Annotated in this window: 16 protein-coding genes; 10 read left to right on the top strand and 6 right to left on the bottom strand. The window is 74.1% G+C overall.

All coding sequences use genetic code 11. The features are described from left to right. Window positions 1-240 precede the first annotated feature (240 nt). Together ACZ516_RS02710 and ACZ516_RS02705 are read left to right on the top strand one after the other, a co-directional pair. Window positions 241-1,425: a lipid-transfer protein gene (locus ACZ516_RS02710; RefSeq protein ID WP_358913270.1), complete on the top strand. Its 1,185-nt coding sequence runs from the start codon at window positions 241-243 to the stop codon at window positions 1,423-1,425. A gap of 188 nt (window positions 1,426-1,613) precedes the next feature. Then, window positions 1,614-3,062 carry an MFS transporter gene (locus ACZ516_RS02705; protein ID WP_469008153.1) on the top strand — a complete coding sequence of 483 codons (1,449 nt, stop codon included), beginning with the start codon at window positions 1,614-1,616 and terminating at the stop codon, window positions 3,060-3,062. A 13-nt stretch (window positions 3,063-3,075) separates the two neighbouring features. Here ACZ516_RS02705 and ACZ516_RS02700 read toward each other — a convergent pair whose 3' ends face one another. Then, complete coding sequence (locus ACZ516_RS02700; RefSeq protein ID WP_469008702.1) at window positions 3,076-3,708, bottom strand: response regulator; 633 nt, start codon at window positions 3,706-3,708, stop codon at window positions 3,076-3,078. Between the two features lie 186 nt (window positions 3,709-3,894). Here ACZ516_RS02700 and ACZ516_RS02695 point away from each other — a divergent pair, with 186 nt between their 5' ends. Further along, window positions 3,895-4,113 carry a hypothetical protein gene (locus ACZ516_RS02695; RefSeq protein WP_361080754.1) on the top strand — a complete coding sequence of 73 codons (219 nt, stop codon included), beginning with the start codon at window positions 3,895-3,897 and terminating at the stop codon, window positions 4,111-4,113. Here ACZ516_RS02695 and ACZ516_RS02690 read toward each other — a convergent pair. Further along, the gene (locus ACZ516_RS02690; protein ID WP_361080752.1) at window positions 4,080-5,369 is read right to left on the bottom strand and encodes a sensor histidine kinase; all 1,290 of its coding nucleotides are present in this window, start codon (window positions 5,367-5,369) and stop codon (window positions 4,080-4,082) included. The genes ACZ516_RS02695 and ACZ516_RS02690 overlap by 34 nt on opposite strands. A 283-nt stretch (window positions 5,370-5,652) precedes the next feature. On the opposite strand from ACZ516_RS02690, the gene ACZ516_RS02685 reads away from it, so the two are divergent. The 3 genes from ACZ516_RS02685 to ACZ516_RS02675 all read left to right on the top strand — a co-directional run bounded on the left by ACZ516_RS02685 (window position 5,653) and on the right by ACZ516_RS02675 (window position 8,679). After that, on the top strand, window positions 5,653-6,507 hold the full coding sequence (locus ACZ516_RS02685) for a MaoC/PaaZ C-terminal domain-containing protein (protein WP_361080750.1): 855 nt from the start codon (window positions 5,653-5,655) through the stop codon (window positions 6,505-6,507). 86 nt (window positions 6,508-6,593) lie between these two features. Further along, entirely contained in the window at window positions 6,594-7,670 is a 1,077-nt protein-coding gene (locus ACZ516_RS02680) for a Zn-dependent alcohol dehydrogenase (protein WP_469008151.1), read from the top strand. 67 nt (window positions 7,671-7,737) lie between these two features. Beyond that, window positions 7,738-8,679: a 3-oxoacyl-ACP reductase gene (locus tag ACZ516_RS02675; RefSeq protein ID WP_469008150.1), complete on the top strand. Its 942-nt coding sequence runs from the start codon at window positions 7,738-7,740 to the stop codon at window positions 8,677-8,679. Window positions 8,680-8,797: 118 nt separating this feature from the next. On the opposite strand, the gene ACZ516_RS02670 is transcribed toward ACZ516_RS02675, so the two are convergent. Both ACZ516_RS02670 and ACZ516_RS02665 read right to left on the bottom strand, forming a co-directional pair. Then, entirely contained in the window at window positions 8,798-8,986 is a 189-nt protein-coding gene (locus ACZ516_RS02670) for a hypothetical protein (RefSeq protein WP_361080744.1), read from the bottom strand. A 34-nt stretch (window positions 8,987-9,020) separates the two neighbouring features. After that, window positions 9,021-10,079 carry a hypothetical protein gene (locus ACZ516_RS02665; protein ID WP_361080742.1) on the bottom strand — a complete coding sequence of 353 codons (1,059 nt, stop codon included), beginning with the start codon at window positions 10,077-10,079 and terminating at the stop codon, window positions 9,021-9,023. A 205-nt stretch (window positions 10,080-10,284) separates the two neighbouring features. On the opposite strand from ACZ516_RS02665, the gene ACZ516_RS02660 reads away from it, so the two are divergent. The 3 genes from ACZ516_RS02660 to ACZ516_RS02650 are packed head-to-tail and all read left to right on the top strand — an operon-like array spanning window position 10,285 to window position 13,604. Continuing rightward, window positions 10,285-11,148, top strand: a complete 864-nt coding sequence (locus tag ACZ516_RS02660; RefSeq protein WP_358579924.1) for a Nif3-like dinuclear metal center hexameric protein — start codon at window positions 10,285-10,287, stop codon at window positions 11,146-11,148. Next, window positions 11,145-11,888, top strand: a complete 744-nt coding sequence (locus ACZ516_RS02655) for a zinc ribbon domain-containing protein (protein ID WP_358580013.1) — start codon at window positions 11,145-11,147, stop codon at window positions 11,886-11,888. Before ACZ516_RS02660 ends, ACZ516_RS02655 begins: the two co-directional genes overlap by 4 nt. A 12-nt stretch (window positions 11,889-11,900) precedes the next feature. Continuing rightward, window positions 11,901-13,604: a bifunctional RNase H/acid phosphatase gene (locus tag ACZ516_RS02650; RefSeq protein ID WP_469008149.1), complete on the top strand. Its 1,704-nt coding sequence runs from the start codon at window positions 11,901-11,903 to the stop codon at window positions 13,602-13,604. A gap of 15 nt (window positions 13,605-13,619) precedes the next feature. Here the strand turns inward: ACZ516_RS02650 and eda are convergent, their stop codons facing one another. Then, window positions 13,620-14,246: a bifunctional 4-hydroxy-2-oxoglutarate aldolase/2-dehydro-3-deoxy-phosphogluconate aldolase gene (eda, locus tag ACZ516_RS02645; RefSeq protein ID WP_469008147.1), complete on the bottom strand. Its 627-nt coding sequence runs from the start codon at window positions 14,244-14,246 to the stop codon at window positions 13,620-13,622. 82 nt (window positions 14,247-14,328) lie between these two features. Continuing rightward, a complete protein-coding gene (gene yaaA, locus ACZ516_RS02640) occupies window positions 14,329-15,129 on the bottom strand; it encodes a peroxide stress protein YaaA (RefSeq protein ID WP_469008146.1) in 801 nt (266 codons plus the stop codon). A 475-nt stretch (window positions 15,130-15,604) separates the two neighbouring features. Here yaaA and ACZ516_RS02635 point away from each other — a divergent pair, with 475 nt between their 5' ends. Then, window positions 15,605-17,047: an RNB domain-containing ribonuclease gene (locus ACZ516_RS02635; protein ID WP_358913258.1), complete on the top strand. Its 1,443-nt coding sequence runs from the start codon at window positions 15,605-15,607 to the stop codon at window positions 17,045-17,047. Window positions 17,048-17,128: the final 81 nt, after the last annotated feature.

The raw sequence follows: 17,128 nt of genomic DNA, 5'->3' as shown, positions 1-17,128 counted from the left end.
GACCCGGCGGGGGTCGGTCGGGCAGGAGATACGTGTAGCTCGAACTTGTTTCCCCGGGCGACTATTCCGATGAATGTCGTACGAGGGGAACTCTTGACCTTCTGTTGACCGGCCCCTCGTCCGGGCGCTCCGGGAGGCCGTGGATCCCCGGACGCTCCGGATCGGCGGAGCCTCTGACCTTCCGTCACAATGGAACGTGTTCTACTCTGTCGCGCTCCCGTGACCGAAGGAGAGCGCTTCGTGAAGAGCTACGTCGTCGGCGTCGGAATGACCCGGTTCGAGAAGCCCGGGGCGCGCGAATGGCAGTACTGGGACATGGCGAAGGAGGCCGGCACCAAGGCCCTCGGGGACGCCGGCCTCGCCTACGACGCCATCGGGCAGGCCTGCGTCGGCCACTGCTTCCAGCCCTCGACCGCCGCGCAGCGCGCCGTCTACGAACTGGGTCTGACCGGCATCCCCGTCTACAACGTGAACAACAACTGCGCCACCGGGTCCACCGCGCTGATGATGGCCCGGCAGTTCGTCGAGGGCGGTCTGGAGGACTGCGTACTGGCGCTCGGCTTCGAGAAGATGGCGCGCGGCCCGCTCGGGGGCGGCGGCGAGGGCGACTTCAAGACGTCCCCGGTCGCCCGCCACTACGGGATCATGGCCGCCCGGCACGGCTTCGACCCGACCCCGCCCACCGCGCAGATCTTCGGCGACGCGGCCCGCGAGCACATGGAGAGGTACGGCACGACCGAGGCGCAGCTGGCCGCGGTCGGCGCCAAGAACCACCGGCACTCGGCGAACAACCCGTACGCCCAGTTCCAGGACGTGTACAGCGTGGACGAGGTCCTCGCGGCCAAGACCGTCCACCGGCCGCTCACCCGGCTCCAGTGCTCCCCGACCTCGGACGGCGCGGCCGCCGCGGTCGTCGCCTCCGAACGGTTCGTGGAGCGCCGCGGCCTGGCGGAGCGGGCCGTGGAGATCACGGCCCAGGCGATGACCACCGACACCGCGGAGTCCTTCGCCTCCGGCTCCTGCGTCGACGTGGTCGGGCAGCCGATGTCGCGGGAGGCGGCGCGGCGGGCCCACGAGAGGGCGGGGTTCGGCATCGAGGACGTGGACGTCGTCGAGCTGCACGACTGCTTCTCCGTCAACGAACTCCTGACGTACGAGGCGCTCGGCATGTGCGCCCCCGGCGAGTCGGGCGAGCTGGTGGAGAGCGGCGCGACGACCTACGGCGGACGCTGGGTCGTGAACCCCTCCGGCGGCCTGATCTCCAAGGGGCACCCGCTCGGCGCGACGGGCATCGCGCAGATCGCGGAGCTGACCTGGCAGCTGCGCGGCGAGGCCGGGGCCCGGCAGGTCACCGGCGCCCGGGTGGGCCTCGCGCACAACATCGGCCTCGGCGGCGCGGCGGTGGTGACGCTGCTGCGGCGCTAGGGCGTGTTTCGGAAGTAGCGTCGTCCGCCCGCCAGGCAGACGGGACTTTCGAAACACGCCCTAGGCGGACGGGAATCGTCAGACGGGCCCCAGGGGCGTCGGACCCCTCGGACCTAGGCCCTTCGGCCCGGACGCGTGCAGCCAATTTCCGATGCGGTCCGCTTCCGGGGCTTGAGAGGATGGGTGTCATGGTCCCGACGCCTTCCGCCGCTTACACCACCGCACCCGCCACCGCCCCGCCCAAGAGGCCGGTGCCGGTGTGGGCGGTCCTGCTCACCGCCTGCGCCGGCCAGTTCCTGGTCGTCCTCGACGTGTCGGTGGTCAACACCGCGCTGCCCTCGATGCGGGCCGACCTCGGCATGAGCGCCATCGGACTCCAGTGGGTCGTCAACGCCTACTCCATCGCCTTCGCGGGCTTCATGCTGCTCGGCGGACGGGCCGGCGACCTCTTCGGACGCAAGCGGATGTTCCTGCTCGGCCTCGGCCTGTTCACCGCCGCCTCGCTCGGCGGCGGGCTCGCGCAGGCCGACTGGCAGCTCCTCGTGGCGCGGGCCGTGCAGGGACTCGGCGCCGCGGTCCTCGCGCCCTCGACGCTGACGATCCTGACCTCCGCGGTGCCCGAGGGCCCGGCCCGGATACGGGCGATCGGCGTCTGGTCCGCGGTCGGCGCGGGCGGCGGCGCGGCCGGCGGCCTGGTCGGCGGGGTCCTGACCGACCTGCTCTCCTGGCGCTGGGTGCTCCTGATCAACGTACCGATCGGCGCACTGGTGATCGTCGCGGGCCTGGCCTGGCTCACCGAGAGCAGGGCGGGACAGGCCCGCCGCCTCGACGTGCCGGGCGCGGTGCTCGTCACCGCCGGGCTCGCCACCCTCGCGTACGGCATCGTGCAGACCGAGGAGAAGGGCTGGACGGCGGCCGCGACGCTGGTGCCGCTCGCGGCCGGGCTCGCGCTGCTCGGCGCCTTCCTCGTGGTGGAGGCGCGCACCAAGGTGCCGCTGATGCCGCTGAAGCTGTTCCGGGTGCGCTCGGTGTCGGCGGCGAACGCCGCGATGTTCGTGTGCGGCGCCGGAATGTTCGCCATGTGGATGTTCATGACGCTGTACGCCCAGAACGTCCTCGGCTACTCCCCGCTGAAGGCCGGCCTCGCCCTCATCCCGTCCTCCCTCACCATCGTCCTCGGCTCGATGCTGGCGCCCCGCGTGATGCCGGTGCTCGGCGCGAAGAACGTCTCCGTGCTCGGCATCGTGGTGGCCGCCGCCGGCTTCGGCTGGCAGTCGGCGATGACCGTCGACGGGTCGTACGTCACCTCGATCATGCTGCCCGGCATCGTGATGATGTTCGGCGCGGGCCTCGCCACGACCCCGCTCGCCTCGCTGGCCACCTCGGGGGCGGCGCCCGGTGACGCCGGACTCGTCTCGGGCCTGGTCAACACCTCCCGCACGATGGGCGGCGCGCTCGGCCTCGCGGTGCTCTCCACGGTGGCCGCCGCCCGGATGGACGGCTCGACCTCGCGCCAGGCCCTGACGGACGGCTACGCCATGGCGTTCCGCACGAGCGGGTTCATCCTGCTGGCGGGCGTGGTGGTCCTGCTGCTGTGGATGCCGGGGACGAAGCGGGCGGCCCAGGCCTCCGAGTAGCGCCTGCGCCGGTCTAGAGCCAGCCGCGCTGCCGGGCCTCCCGTACCGCCTCCATGCGGTTGCGGGTGCCCGTCTTGCCGATGGCCGCGGAGAGGTAGTTCCGCACGGTCGACTCCGACAGGCACAGCTCGCCCGCGATGTCGGCGACGGTGGCGCCGTCCACCGACGCCTTGAGCACGTCACTCTCCCGGCCGGTCAGCGGGCTGGGGCCGGCGCTCAGCGCGGCCGCGGCGAGCCCCGGGTCGACGACGGTCTCGCCCCGCAGCGCCCGGCGGATCGCCTCGGCCAGCTCCTCGACGGGCCCGTCCTTGACGAGGAAGCCGACGGCGCCCGCCTCCATGGCGCGGCGCAGATACCCGGGCCTGCCGAACGTGGTGAGGATCAGGACCCGGCAGTCGGGGCACTCCTCGCGCAGGTCGGCGGCGGCGTCCAGGCCGCTGCGGCCCGGCAGCTCGATGTCCAGCAGCGCCACGTCGGGGCGGGCGGTCAGGGCCGCGTCCACGATGAGGTCGCCCGCGCCGACCTGGGCGACGACCTCGATGTCCTTCTCCATGCCCAGCAGCAGCGCGAGCGCGCCGCGCATCATGCCCTGGTCCTCGGCGAGCAGGACTCTCACGGATTTCGCCGGGCGGTGGTCCCGGGGCATCTCTGTCACGGGAAGAGAATAGGACGGGCGGCGGGGCGGGCGGGTGACGGGAGAGGGGCCGCGCCGGGGGCACTCGGGTGAGACGCGCGGGGCGATCGGGTGACCTCCCGTGTGCCCGAGGCCCGCGGGCGGCGCCGACGGCCAGGGTGCTGGGTGACCTTTCCCTTGCTTCCCACTGGAGGAATCATGCGTGCACGGACCGCACTCGCCGCTCTGGCGCTGGCCGCCACCTCCCTGCTCGGCGGCGCGGCCACCGCGGCCGCCGACGCCGGACCCGGCTACCCGCAGGAGAGGCAGGACCGGCCCAAGTACGTCGTCAGCGCCGTCAACTCCCTGGGCGAGCGCGACCTGCCGCCCTGCTACCGGGACCTCTACGCCACCCCGTCCGCCACGATCTGCTTCTGACGGACGGTTCCGGTGGCCGGATCCGGCTCGGTGACCGGCAGCACGGCCGTCACCCGGAAGCCTGATCCGGCCACCGGGCCCGAGGCGAGGGAGCCGCCCGCCGCCGCGAGCCGTTCGGCCAGGCCCTTCAGCCCGCTGCCGGGCGGCCCCGCCCCCTCGCCGCGCCCGTCGTCGGCGATCACCAGGCGGGCCTGCCCGGCGCCGCCGGAGACCTCGATCTCGCAGCGGGTGGCCCCGGCGTGCCGTACGACGTTGGTGGCGCACTCGCGCACCACCCAGCCGAGCAGCGCCGCCGTCGGCGGGGCGAGCGGCGGCCCCGACTGACGGACGGCCGCCTCGACACCGGCGGCCTCCAGGAGGTCGCGGGCGCGGTCGAGTTCGGTGGCGAGGCTGCCCTCGCGGTAGCCGGTGACGGCCTCGCGGATCTCGGTGAGCGCCTGCCGTCCGACGGCCTCGATGTCGGTGACCTGGCCGAGCGCCGCGGCCAGGTCGCGGGGGGCCAGACGCCGGGTGGCCTCCGCCTTGACGACGATCACCGAGAGCGTGTGCCCGAGCAGGTCGTGCAGGTCGCGGGAGAAGCGCAGGCGTTCCTTCTCGACGGCGGCGCGGGCCAGCTCCTCGCGGGCGGCGCGCAGGTCCTTGACGGTCTCCGACAGGGCGAGGATCGCCGCCGTCACCATGACGGACAGGAACGTGCCGTACGCGATGCCGGTCGCCTCCCAGCCCTCGCGCACCCCGCCGACGACCGCGGCGGCGACGCTCAGCCCGAAGGCCGCCGGTGCGAGCTGCCGGCCCCGCAGCACCGAGCCGGTGGCCAGGCCCAGCAGGGGGAAGAACATCAGCCAGCTCCCGCCGTAACCGAGGGCGAGGCCCAGGGTGATCGCGGTGAGCCCGGCCAGCAGCCACCGCGTCCGCCGGGCCTGCCGCGCCTCCTTGACGAAGGCCCGGAAGACGACGGTGATGTACAGGGAGTTGAAGGCGAGCAGACCGAGGCCGCCGATCCAGGGGTTCGGGGTCCTGCCCTGGAGGAGGTTGGAGAAGGAGCCCATGCCCATCAGGAGCCAGGGCAGCATCGCGAAGCCGTTGGGCGGCCCCAGCTCCTCGGGCCCCGTGCGGCCGCACCCCTTTCGGGCGCGGGCATGGGCGCGGACCCGGGCGCGGGCCCGGGCGAGCCGGCTCCCCGCGCCGGCCCCCCGGCCGGGGAACCGCCGGGCGCGATCCGGCCGGGCGGGCGTGTCCTGGGATGTCGTTCTCATGGTGACGACGGTACGGAGCGGGGCGCGGCGGCGGCAGATGCGGTTGTCCCGACCCGGCCGGTACGCCTGTGCCGGCCCGGCCGGGACAAAAGTCACCGGTGCCCGCCTCACCTGACGTCCTGTCAATGGCCTTCCCAACTCCCCGCGCCTCGGCTATACATGGGACGCCGGACTGGAACGCGTTCTAGAACGGCCCGGTTGCGGCCTCGGTGCGGTCGACGGTGCGGACGGTCGCACCGAGGTCTTCCGCCGTCGCCCCAGGAGCTCAAGGAGTCGCCACCCCATGCCCATTGACGCCGCGAAGGCCGTGGCCGCCGAACCCCGGACGACCGAGATCGCCTGGGACCACAAGGACGTCCAGCTCTACCACCTGGGCCTCGGCGCGGGCCTGCCCGCCACCGACCCCGCCGAACTGCGCTACACCCTGGAGTCCCGGCTGCACGTCCTGCCCAGCTTCGCCACCGTCGCCGGCGCCGGCATGGGCGTGGTCGGCGGGCTCTTTGCGCCCGGCGTCGAGGTGGACCTGGCCGCGGTGCTGCACGGCGGCCAGGCCCTCACCCTGCACCGCCCCCTGCCCGTCCGGGGCGAGGCGCTCTCCACGTCCCGGGTCGCCGCGGTGTACGACAAGGGCAAGGCCGCCGTCCTCGTCCTGCGCACCGAGGTCGCCGACACCGAGGGCCCGCTGTGGACGAGCGACGCGCAGATCTACGTACGCGGCGAAGGCGGCTTCGGCGGCGACCGCGGCCCCGCCGACCGGCCGCCCGCCCCCGAGGGCGAGCCCGACCTGGAGGTCGAGCGGCCCGTCCGCGAGGACCAGGCGCTGCTCTACCGCCTCTCCGGCGACTGGAACCCCCTGCACGCCGACCCCGAGTTCGCGAAGCTCGCCGGATTCGACAGGCCGATCCTGCACGGCCTGTGCACCTACGGCATGACGCTCAAGGCCGTCGTCGACACCCTGCTCGGCGGCGACGTGTCCCGGGTGCGCGGGTACGGCACGCGCTTCACCGGGATCGTCTTCCCCGGCGAGACCCTGCGGATCCGCATGTGGCGGGGCGAGGGCCGCGTGGCGGCGGCGGTCACGGCGGTCGAGCGGGACGACGCACCGGTCCTCGCCGACACCGTCGTCGAGTACGCCTGACCCCCGCCCGGCACGCCACTGCGCCACCGGCTTCACCCGCTGTACCGGCTTCACCGAGTCTTCTTCGTACGAGAGGAGGCCGCGCCATGCGCGCAGCCGTACTGCACGAGACAGGCCAGGACAAGCTGGAGGTCCTCGACGACGTCGAGGCGCTGGGCTTTGGCCCCGGCAAGGTGCGCATCCGGGTCCGGGCCACCGGCCTGTGCCACTCGGATGTCTCCGCGATGAGCGGCGTGCTGCCGCAGCCCGCGCCCTTCGTCCCCGGCCACGAGGGCGCCGGCGAGATCATCGAGGTGGGCGAGGGCGTGCGGGGCCTCGCGCCGGGCGACCGGGCCCTGATCTGCTGGCTGCCCGCGTGCGGCACCTGCCCCGCCTGCAGGCGCGGCGAGACCCATCTGTGCCTCGCCGGTTTCCTGAACGCGGGCACCCCCAACTTCAGGCGCCCCGGGGGAGACGTCTTCGGCTTTGCGGGCACCGGCACGTTCACCGAGGAGGTCGTGGTGGACGCCGGGTGCGCCGTGCCGATCCCCGACGACGTGCCCTTCGACGTCGCGGCCCTCATCGGCTGCGGGGTGACCACGGGGCTCGGCGCGGCCATCAACACCGCCGACGTCGCGGCCGGTTCCTCCGTCGCGGTCATCGGCTGCGGCGGCGTCGGCGTCTCCGCGATCCAGGGTGCCCGGCTCAAGGGCGCGGCCCAGATCGTCGCGGTCGACCCGGTCGCCGCGCGCCGCGAGGCCGCCCTCGGGTTCGGCGCGACGGAGGCCGTCGCCCCCGAGGAGCTGACGGACGCCAAGCAGCGGATCACCGGCGGCGAGGGCTTCGACTACGTCTTCGAGGTCGTCGGCAGGTCCGCCACGGCCCGCACGGCGTACGAGGCGACGCGGCGCGGCGGCACGCTGTGCGTCGTCGGCGCCGGGGCCATGGACGACCACCTGCGGCTCAACATGTTCGAGCTGTTCTTCGACGAGAAGCGGATCCTGCCCTCCCTGTACGGCGGGGGTGACGTCCTGCGCTCGTACGAGCGGGCCATCGCGCTGTGGCGGGCGGGCCGCATCGACCTGGAGCGCATGATCACCCACCGCGTGCGGCTCGGCGAGATCAACGAGGCCCTGGAGCAGATGCGGACCGGGACCGCCCTGCGCACGTGCATCGAGATCTGAGGGGCCGTCCGGGATCCGAGAGGCCGCAGGGGATCTGAGGGACCGCAGTAGATCCGGGAGGACAAAGATGTCACTGCCACTTGAGGGCCTGGCCGCGATCGTCACCGGCGCCGGCCGCGGGCTCGGGCGCGCCGAGGCCCTGGAACTGGCCCGGCTCGGCGCGAGCGTCGTCGTCAACGACTTCGGCCGGCCGGGCCGCGACGGTTCCGGCGAGGCGTCGGCGGCGCCCGCCGAGGAGGTCGTCGAGGAGATCCGGGCCGCGGGCGGGCACGCCGTCGCCCACACCGGCGACGTCGCCGACCACGAACAGTCGCACGCCCTGATCGAGCTGGCGATCGAGACGTACGGGAAGCTGGACATCCTCGTCAACAACGCGGGCATCCTGCGGGACCGGATGATCTTCTCGATGAGCGAGGACGAGTGGGACTCGGTCGTCCGTGTCCACCTCAAGGGTCACTTCAACACCACCCGCTTCGCGTCCGCCCACTGGCGCGAGCGCTCCAAGGCGGCGGGCGGGCCGGTGTACGGGCGGATCGTCAACACCTCATCGGAGGCCTTCCTCGCCGGATCGGCGGGCCAGCCCAACTACGCGGCGGCGAAGGGCGGCATCGTCGGTCTGACGACGTCGACGGCGCTGGCGCTCGCCAAATACGGCGTGACGGCCAACGCGATCTGCCCCCGGGCGCGCACCCGCATGACCGAGGACGTCTTCCAGGGCTTCCAGGAACCGTCCGACGGCCGCCTCGACCCGCTCTCCCCCGAGCACGTCCCGCCCCTGGTGGGCTATCTCGCCTCGCCCGCCGCCGCCAAGGTCAACGGCCAGCTGCTCGTCGTGCACAGCGGCATGGTCGCGGTCGTCGAACGCCCCAAGGTGGCGGCGAAGTTCGACGCGGCGAAGGAGGCGTTCACGTACGACGAGCTGGACGAGCTGCTCACGCCGTACTACGCGGGCCGCCCGCCGAACGAGACGTTCGCGGCCGCCGAAATCCTCGGGCTCAAAAGGAGCTGACCAACAGGGCGAGAGAAGGGGGGCGGCGACGGGAAAGTCCCGCCCCCCGCGCCGCTCGTGGCGGCAGGGGAGCGGGACTTCTGCGCGAGGCGCCGCGGGTCACGGCGCGACGCGTCGCTCAGGAATCCGACGGCTGCCTGCGGTGGCGGCCCCGCGGCGCCGTGGCCTCGTCGTGCTCGGCCACCGGGCCCCGGTGCCTACCCGCGCCGGAGTGGGCGCCGGCCTGCGAGGCGGCGTGCGCCCCTTGCCACCGCTCGGTGTCCCACTGCGTCTCCGTACTGGTCTCGGTCGACATCTCGTTACTCACCCCGTAAGAAGATCCTTCGTACAACCGAGCGAGTCTAACCGGCCGCCACCCGGCCGGTCAGGGGTGCCTGCTGCAACGGGACGGGCCGGGTCGGGGCGGGCGGTGCCGGCTCGATCCGCACCGTCGCGGGAGTGTCCTGCGCGGGCGCGGGAAGCCGCGCGACACCGCAGGGCACCGCACGCGTCACAAAGGGAAGGTGCAGCTCGCCGTCCTTCGTCCAGCGCCCCGATCCGGCCAACCACCCCTCGGGGGCGCGCAGTTGACGCAGGCGCCGCTCGGCGGGCCGCCAGACGCCGAGCCAGGTGCCCGCCGCGCCGTCGATCCGCAGCGCCACCGCGCAGCCCTCGGGCAGGAGCGTCTGCCCCGGCTGGATCGCGAACGGCGTCACCGCGCAGTCCGCCAGCCGCAGCGACTCCGGGAAGCGCACCGGCAGGGCGCTGCCCAGCACGCCCCAGCCGAGCCGGTCGTGGCCCGGCGCGTTCGAGCGGATGAGGAGCAGGCCGCTGTCGGCGTCGGCGAGCAGCAGCCGGTCGTCGCTCTCCTCGGTGATCTGGAGCAGCGGCGAGACCTCGCCGCCGCGCTCCAGGTCGACCGCCACCGTCTTGACGTTGCCGCCGAACTCCCGGTCCAGGGCGAGCAGCCGCCCCGCGCGGTCCAGCCAGACCCCGCCCGAGCAGCGCCCCGGCACCTCGGCGACATGCTCGGGCCCGAACGAGCCGCCCGCCACCAGCCAGACGTCCGTCGAGCGGGCGCCGACCGCGAGGGCGTAGGCGCGGGTCCCGCAGGGGGCGGGCGGCAGCAGCCGCAGGGTGCCCTCGCACTCCACGGAGCCGAGCGGCACCTCGCCGGTCTCCGGGCCCGTCGGGTAGAGCAGCGCGAAGGCGTGCCGTCCGGCCACGAGCCGGTGGATGAGGACGCGGCCGTCGGACATCGGCAGCACCTCGGTGCCGGGCTCCTCGGGCTGGTGGCCGGCCAGCGGCACCACGTAGGGCTCGGGGGAGTCGAGCGTCCAGCGCTCGGGGAACCACGCTTCGCCCCGCCGGGCGAGCCGCGCCGCGTAGGAACCGTCCACCGTGATCGTTGCCGCTGTCATCGTTTCGGTGCCACCTCCGGCCCTGAAGCTAGTTTCGTCCGCACTGGCGTGGCATGGGTGGCCGTCCGCTTCACACGGATGGGTGGAGATGTCCCGGTTCGCCTGAGAAGCGGGGGGAGGTTGTGCACTCCACCCCTCCGTGGGCGCCCGGGCACGGTCCGTCACGGGAGACCTGCCGGTCACGGCGGGAAGGTAGCCTTTCCCCGTGCCCCGTCTGTCTGAAGTCATCGCCTCCCTCGACGCCCTGTGGCCCGCCGATCTGGCCGAGAGCTGGGACGCGGTCGGCACGGTCTGCGGAGACCCCGACGCGGAGGTCTCCCGGGTCCTCTTCGCCGTCGACCCGGTCCAGGAGATCGCCGACGAGGCGGTGCGCCTGGGCGCCCAGCTCCTGGTCACCCACCACCCGCTCTACCTGCGCGGCACGACGACGGTCGCGGCGTCCACCTTCAAGGGCCGCGTCGTCCACGACCTCATCAGGCACGACATCGCCCTGCACGTCGCGCACACCAACGCCGACCGCGCCGACCCCGGCGTCTCCGACGCGCTCGCGGGCGCCCTCGACCTGCGGGTCGTACGCCCCCTCGTGCCGGACCCCGCCGACCGGCATGGCCGCCGCGGACTCGGCAGGATCTGCGAGCTCGACCACCCGCTGACCCTCGCCGAACTCGCCGCGCACGCGGCCGGGCGGCTGCCCGCCACCGCGCAGGGCATCCGCGTCGCGGGCGACCCGGACGCGCCGATCAGGACCATCGCGGTCAGCGGCGGCTCCGGCGACAGCCTCTTCGACGACGTACGTGCCGCGGGCGTGGACGCCTTCCTCACCGCCGACCTGCGCCACCATCCGGCGTCCGAGGCCCGCGAGCGCACGCCGCTCGCGCTGCTCGACGCCGCCCACTGGGCCACCGAGTGGCCCTGGTGCGAGCTGGCCGCAGCCCAGCTCGACGAGATCTCCGACCGGAACGGATGGGGACTTCGCGTCCACGTCTCGCACACGGTCACCGACCCCTGGACCGCCCACGCGGCGTCCACCCACTCTCCCACCTCTCGATCCACAGGAGCCCCCAACTGAACGCCGCGCCCGCCGACCAGATCCGCCTTCTCGACCTCCAGACCCTGGACACGCGTCTCCAGCAGCTCGCGCACAAGAAGAGGTCGCTGCCCGAGCACGACGAGATCGACTCGCTGACCAAGGACCTGACGCAGCTGCGCGACCTGCTCGTCGCCGCGACGACCGAGGAGAGCGACTGCGCCCGCGAGCAGACCAAGGCGGAGCAGGACGTCGACCAGGTCCGCCAGCGCGCCAACCGCGACCAGCAGCGCCTGGACTCCGGCGCGGTCACCTCGCCCAAGGACCTGGAGAACCTCCAGAAGGAGATCGTCTCCCTCGCCAAGCGCCAGGGTGACCTGGAGGACGTCGTCCTGGAGGTCATGGAGCGCCGCGAGTCCGCGCAGGAGCGGGTCGCCGAGCTGACCGGCCGGGTCTCCTCCGTCCAGTCGAAGATCGATGACGCGACGGGCCGCAGGGACGCCGCGTTCAAGGAGCTGGACGGCGAGGCCGCGACGGTCACCAAGGAGCGCGAGGTCGTGGCGGGTTCGATCCCGGCCGACCTGCTCAAGCTCTACGACAAGCTCCGCGGGCAGCAGGGCGGCGTCGGCGCGGCCAAGCTCTACCAGCGGCGCTGCGAGGGCTGCCGCCTGGAGCTCAACATCACCGAGGTCAACGAAGTGAAGGCGGCCTCCCCGGACACCGTCCTGCGCTGCGAGAACTGCCGCCGCATCCTGATCCGCACGTCCGAGTCCGGCCTGTAGGGACCGCCGGCCGTGCGCGAGTTCATCGTCGAGGCCGACGGCGGCTCCCGGGGCAACCCGGGGCCCGCCGGCTACGGCTCCGTGGTCATCGACGCGGCCACGGGGGAGACCCTGATGGAGGCCGCCGAGTACATCGGCGTCGCGACGAACAACGTCGCGGAGTACAAAGGCCTGGTGGCCGGCCTGAAGGCGGCCCACCGGCTGGACCCGGCGGCCTCGGTGCGGGTCCGCATGGACTCCAAGCTCGTCGTCGAGCAGATGTCGGGCCGCTGGAAGATCAAGCACCCCGCCATGAAGCCGCTCGCCGCCGAGGCCGCGCGGGTCTTCCCGCCGTCCCAGGTGACGTACGAGTGGATCCCGCGCGAGCGCAACAAGCACGCGGACCGGCTCGCGAACGAGGCGATGGACGCGGGCAAGCGGGGCGAGCGGTGGTCGCCGGCGGCGTCCACGGCGGACCTCGACGCCGGCGCCGCGCGAACGGCGGCGACGTCCGGGCCGGCGGACCCGCCGGGGGACGCGGCAGCGGGCGCGGCCAAGGCGCGGGCGGCCCTCGCGGAGGCCTTGGCGGCGGGAACGTCGGGCCCCGACGCCTCGGCCTCGTCCGCCTCCCGTATGGGCGGCTCGCAGACGTGGTCCGCCGCGTCGGGCTCGGCCGATGTGAGGGGCGGGACCAGCGGGGCCGGTGGGTCTGGCGGGTCTGATGGGTCTGACGGGTCTGACGGGTCTGACGGGACCAGCGTTGCTGGCACGACCGAGGCGGCCGGTGTGGGCGGTGCGACCGACGTGGCTGGCGTGGCTGACGCGAGCGACGTGCCCGATGCGGCTGACGCGACCGACGTGCCCGATGCGGCTGACGCGACCGACGCGACCGACGCGACCGACGCGGCTGGCGCGAACGGCGTGGCCGGTGCGGGCGGCGCGACCGACGCGGCTGGCGCGACCGCTGCGGCCGACGCAACCGACGCAGCCGGCGTAACCGCTGCGGCCGACGCCTCCGCGGTGACCGCTGTCGGCGGCGCGGAGAGGGGCGATCGGCGGGCGGCGGGGAGTGTCGCGCGGACGCCGTCCGTCGGCTGGGGGGCGTCCGCCGATCTCGGGGCGCCCGCCACCTTCGTACTGCTGCGGCACGGCGAGACCGCGCTCACGCCCCAGAAGAGGTTCTCCGGGAGCGGCGGCTCCGACCCGTCCCTGTCGGACGTGGGGCGCGAGCAGGCGCGCCGCGCCGCGGCCGCCTTCGCCGCGCGCGGCACCATCCAGGCCATCGTCTCCTCGCCGCTCAGGCGTTGCCGGGAGACCGCCCACGCCGTCGCCGCCCGCCTCGGACTCGACGTCAGCGTCGAAGAGGGCTTGCGCGAGACGGACTTCGGCGCCTGGGAGGGGCTGACCTTCGGTGAGGTGCGCGAGCGCCACCCCGAGCAGCTGACCGCCTGGCTGGCCTCACCGGAGGCGGCGCCGCCGGGCGGCGAGTCGTTCGCGACGGTCGCCCACCGGGTCGCGGCCGCACGCGACCGGCTGACCAAGGCGTACGCGGGCCGCACGGTCCTGCTCGTCACGCACGTCACGCCCATCAAGACGCTGGTGCGCCTCGCGCTCGGCGCCCCGCCGGAGTCCCTGTTCCGCATGGAACTCGCGGCGGCCTCGGTCTCCGCGGTGGCGTACTACGCCGACGGCAACGCCTCGCTGCGCCTCCTGAACGACACCTCGCACCTGCGCTAGCCCCGCCGGCCGGGCTCAGCGCAGGGCGGCCGCCTCGCGCGTCAGGGACGTGACGCGGGCCCAGTCCCGCGCGGCCACGGCGTCGGCGGGGAGCATCCAACTGCCGCCCACGCAACCGACGTTGCCCAGCGCGAGGTACGAGGGCGCGGTGCCGGCCGTGATGCCGCCGGTCGGGCAGAAGCGGGCCTGGGGGAGCGGGCCGCCGAGGGACTTCAGATAGGCGGTGCCGCCGGCCGCCGCCGCGGGGAAGAACTTCATCTCGGTGACGCCGCGTTCGAGCAGCGCCACGACCTCCGAGGTCGTGGAGACCCCGGGCAGGAACGGCACCGCCGACCCCCGCATGGCCTCCAGCAGCGTGTCCGTCCAACCCGGACTGACGAGGAAGCGGGCGCCGGCCGCCGTGGCGTCGGCCACGTTCCGCGCGCTGATCACGGTCCCGGCGCCGACGACCGCCTCCGGCACCTCGGCGGCGATGGCCCGGATCGCGTCGAGCGCGACGGGCGTCCGCAGCGTCACCTCGATCGCGGGCAGCCCGCCGGCCACCAGGGCCCGTGCCAGCGGCACGGCGTCGTCGAGATCGTGGACGACGACCACGGGCACGACGGGAGCGAGATCGAGGACAGAGGGCTTCGCAGACGGCATGCCGGAATCCTGCCCCGCTCCCACAGCATGCGCAAAGGCCGTTGCGCATTCTGCAACACCCCCCGGCGCTCGGGGGCCGGCCTCAGTGGATGTCCCGCACCACCACATCCAACGCCCAGGGCTTCCCCGCCCTCACCGGCGCCTGCGCCTCCACAACGTGCCCCAGCTCCCGCAGCACCTCGACCAGCTCGGCCGGGTCCTTCGGCTGCGCGCCGGTCGCCAGCAGGGACCGTACGATCCGGCCCTTCGTGGCCTTGTTGAAGTGGGAGACCACGGACCGCTTCTCCACCCCGTCGACCAGCTGCGCGTGCAGCACCCGCACGGTCGCCGTCCGCCCGGCCATCTCGCCCTTCGGCTTCCACGCCGCCGCGTACGCCGACGACCGCAGGTCCAGGACGAGCCCGTCGCCCGCCGCCTCGGGCATGACGTCGGCCATCGGCGTACGCCAGTACGCGCCGAGGGCGCCGAGGCCCGGCAGCTTCACGCCCATCGAGCAGCGGTAGGAGGGGATCTTGTCGCTGACGCCGACGGCACCCCACAGCCCCGAGAAGACGAGCAGGGAGCGGGCGGCGCGGCGCTTGGCGGCGGCGTCCAGAGAGGCGAGGTCCAGCGCGTCGTACAGCACGCCGGTGTAGATCTCCCCGGCGGGACGCGCACCCGCGGTGCGCAGCTCGGCGTTCTTGGCGACCTCGCCCCGCAGCCCCTCGCTCAGCCCGAGCACGTCCCGCGCCTTCTCCTCGTCGGCGGCGCACAGCTCGACCAACTCGTCGAACACCGCCCGACGCGCCTCCGCCAGCCCCGGCAACGACAGGGCCTCGAACTTGAGCGGGGCGCCCCGCCCCGAAGAGGCCTTGCCTTCGGACGGCGGCAGCAGGACGAGCACGATCGGACTCCTTGAGCGGTACGAGGGTGACGGGGGACGCGTAAAAGGTTACGGGGGCGCGAGCGGGTGCCGGTCCGCGCGGGCGGGGGCCTCGCGGGGGCCGCGTGGTCCCGGGTGCACGCCGGGCTTGGGTGGCCGGGGTGCCTGCCCGCCCTAGGCAAGCCGGGGCGCCTGCTCGGCCCGGGTAAGCCGGGGTGCCCGCCGGTCCGCGTGAGCCGGGGGCGCTCGGTCCGAGCAAGCTGGGGCGCGGGCGCCGCCTGCGCGCTCCGGGGCGGCGGCACGGTCCCAGCAAGCCGGGGTGCCCGGCGCCGGTCCGCGCTAGCCGGCGCCCCTGCCAGCCTTACGTAAGCGGGGATGCCCGCTAAGCCGGCGCACCGGCCCACCCCCCCGCAAGCCGGGGCACCCGCCCACCCCCCACAAACCGGACCGCCCGCACAGGGTGCCGAGCCGTCCCCGGCGCCCTACGCTCGGGGGCATGCCCCGCCGCCAGCTCCATGTGACCGGCGCAGCGGAGGCTCCGTTGCGGGCCGCGCTGCGCGAACTGCGTACGGCACTCGACGTGCCCGACGCCTTCCCGGCCGACGTCCTCGCCGAGGCGGAACAGGCCGCCGCCGCACCCCGGCTCCCGGACCACGACGCCACGGACATCCCCCTGTTCACCATCGACCCGCCCGCCTCCGTCGACCTGGACCAGGCCATGCACCTCGCGCGGCGCGGCAGCGGCGGCTTCCGGGTGCGGTACGCGATCGCCGACGTCGCCGCCTACGTCACACCCGGCGGCCCGACCGACGCCGAGGCGCACCGCCGCGTCACGACGCTCTACTTCCCCGACGAGAAGGTCCCGCTGCACCCCGCGGCCCTCAGCGAGGGCGCCGCCAGCCTGCTGCCCGGCCAGACCTGCCCGGCCGTCCTGTGGACCATCGACCTCGACGCGGACGGCCGCGCCACCCACACCGACGTACGCCGTGCCCTCGTACGCAGCCGGGCGAAACTGGACTACGCGGGCGTGCAGCGGGCCATCGACGACGGCACCGCGGAGGAGCCGCTCGCCCTGCTGCGGGACATCGGGACCCTGCGCGAGCACCTGGAGGTCGAGCGCGGCGGCATCTCCCTCAACGTGCCCGAACAGGAGATCGTCGAGCGCGCCGGCACCTACGAACTCGCCTACCGCGCCCCGCTGCCCGCCGACGGCTGGAACGCCCAGATCTCCCTGCTCACCGGCATGGCCGCCGCCCAGCTGATGATCGACTCCGGTACGGGCATCCTGCGCACCTTGCCCACCGCCCCCGACGGCGCCGTCGGGCGTCTGCGCCGCACCGCCAAGGCCCTGCGCATCGACTGGCCGCACCACGTCCCCTACGCCGAACTCGTCCGCTCCCTCGACCCCCGGCACCCCCACCACGCCGCGTTCCTCCAGGAGTGCACGACGCTGCTGCGCGGCGCGGGCTACACCGCGTTCAGCGGCGGCGCGCTCCCCGAACACACCCTGCACGCCGCCGTCGCCGCCCCTTACACGCACTGCACGGCCCCGCTGCGCCGCCTGGTGGACCGCTACGCCTCCGAGCTGTGCCTCGCGGCCTGCGCGGACGCGGGGGTCCCGCAGTGGGTGCTCGCCGCCCTGGACGAGCTGCCCAAGGAGATGGCGGACGGCGCCCGCCGCGGCAACACCGTGGAGCGCGAGTGCGTGGACATCGTGGAGGCCGCGCTGCTCAGGGACCGGGTGGGGGAGGTCTTCGACGCGGTGGTGGTGGACGTCAAGGAGCACCAGCCGGCCGTCGGCACCGTGCAGCTGACCGATCCGGCGATCGTGGCCCGCGTCGAGGGCGGCCCCACGGAACTCCCCCTGGGCGAGCATCTGCGCGTACGCCTCACCCAGGCCGACCCGGAGACGTCGAAGGTCCGGTTCACCCCGGCCTGACGCGGGAGGGACCCGCCGCGACCGGAGAGACGGCGTTCACGAACGTCCTGGATGTCCCGGACATCCCGGTCCGAGGGTGCG

The organism is Streptomyces sp. NPDC034037 (genome assembly GCF_055575715.1).
This window is presented reverse-complemented; position numbering and strand designations above follow the sequence as displayed.

Coding starts and splice junctions, on each gene's coding strand:
- ACZ516_RS02705 (WP_469008153.1), top strand. CDS start 1,614: ATGGTCCCGACGCCTTCCGCCGCTTACACCACCGCACCCGCCACCGCC.
- ACZ516_RS02700 (WP_469008702.1), bottom strand. CDS start 3,708: ATGCCCCGGGACCACCGCCCGGCGAAATCCGTGAGAGTCCTGCTCGCC.
- ACZ516_RS02695 (WP_361080754.1), top strand. CDS start 3,895: ATGCGTGCACGGACCGCACTCGCCGCTCTGGCGCTGGCCGCCACCTCC.
- ACZ516_RS02690 (WP_361080752.1), bottom strand. CDS start 5,369: ATGAGAACGACATCCCAGGACACGCCCGCCCGGCCGGATCGCGCCCGG.
- ACZ516_RS02685 (WP_361080750.1), top strand. CDS start 5,653: ATGCCCATTGACGCCGCGAAGGCCGTGGCCGCCGAACCCCGGACGACC.
- ACZ516_RS02680 (WP_469008151.1), top strand. CDS start 6,594: ATGCGCGCAGCCGTACTGCACGAGACAGGCCAGGACAAGCTGGAGGTC.
- ACZ516_RS02675 (WP_469008150.1), top strand. CDS start 7,738: ATGTCACTGCCACTTGAGGGCCTGGCCGCGATCGTCACCGGCGCCGGC.
- ACZ516_RS02665 (WP_361080742.1), bottom strand. CDS start 10,079: ATGACAGCGGCAACGATCACGGTGGACGGTTCCTACGCGGCGCGGCTC.
- eda (WP_469008147.1), bottom strand. CDS start 14,246: ATGCCGTCTGCGAAGCCCTCTGTCCTCGATCTCGCTCCCGTCGTGCCC.
- ACZ516_RS02635 (WP_358913258.1), top strand. CDS start 15,605: ATGCCCCGCCGCCAGCTCCATGTGACCGGCGCAGCGGAGGCTCCGTTG.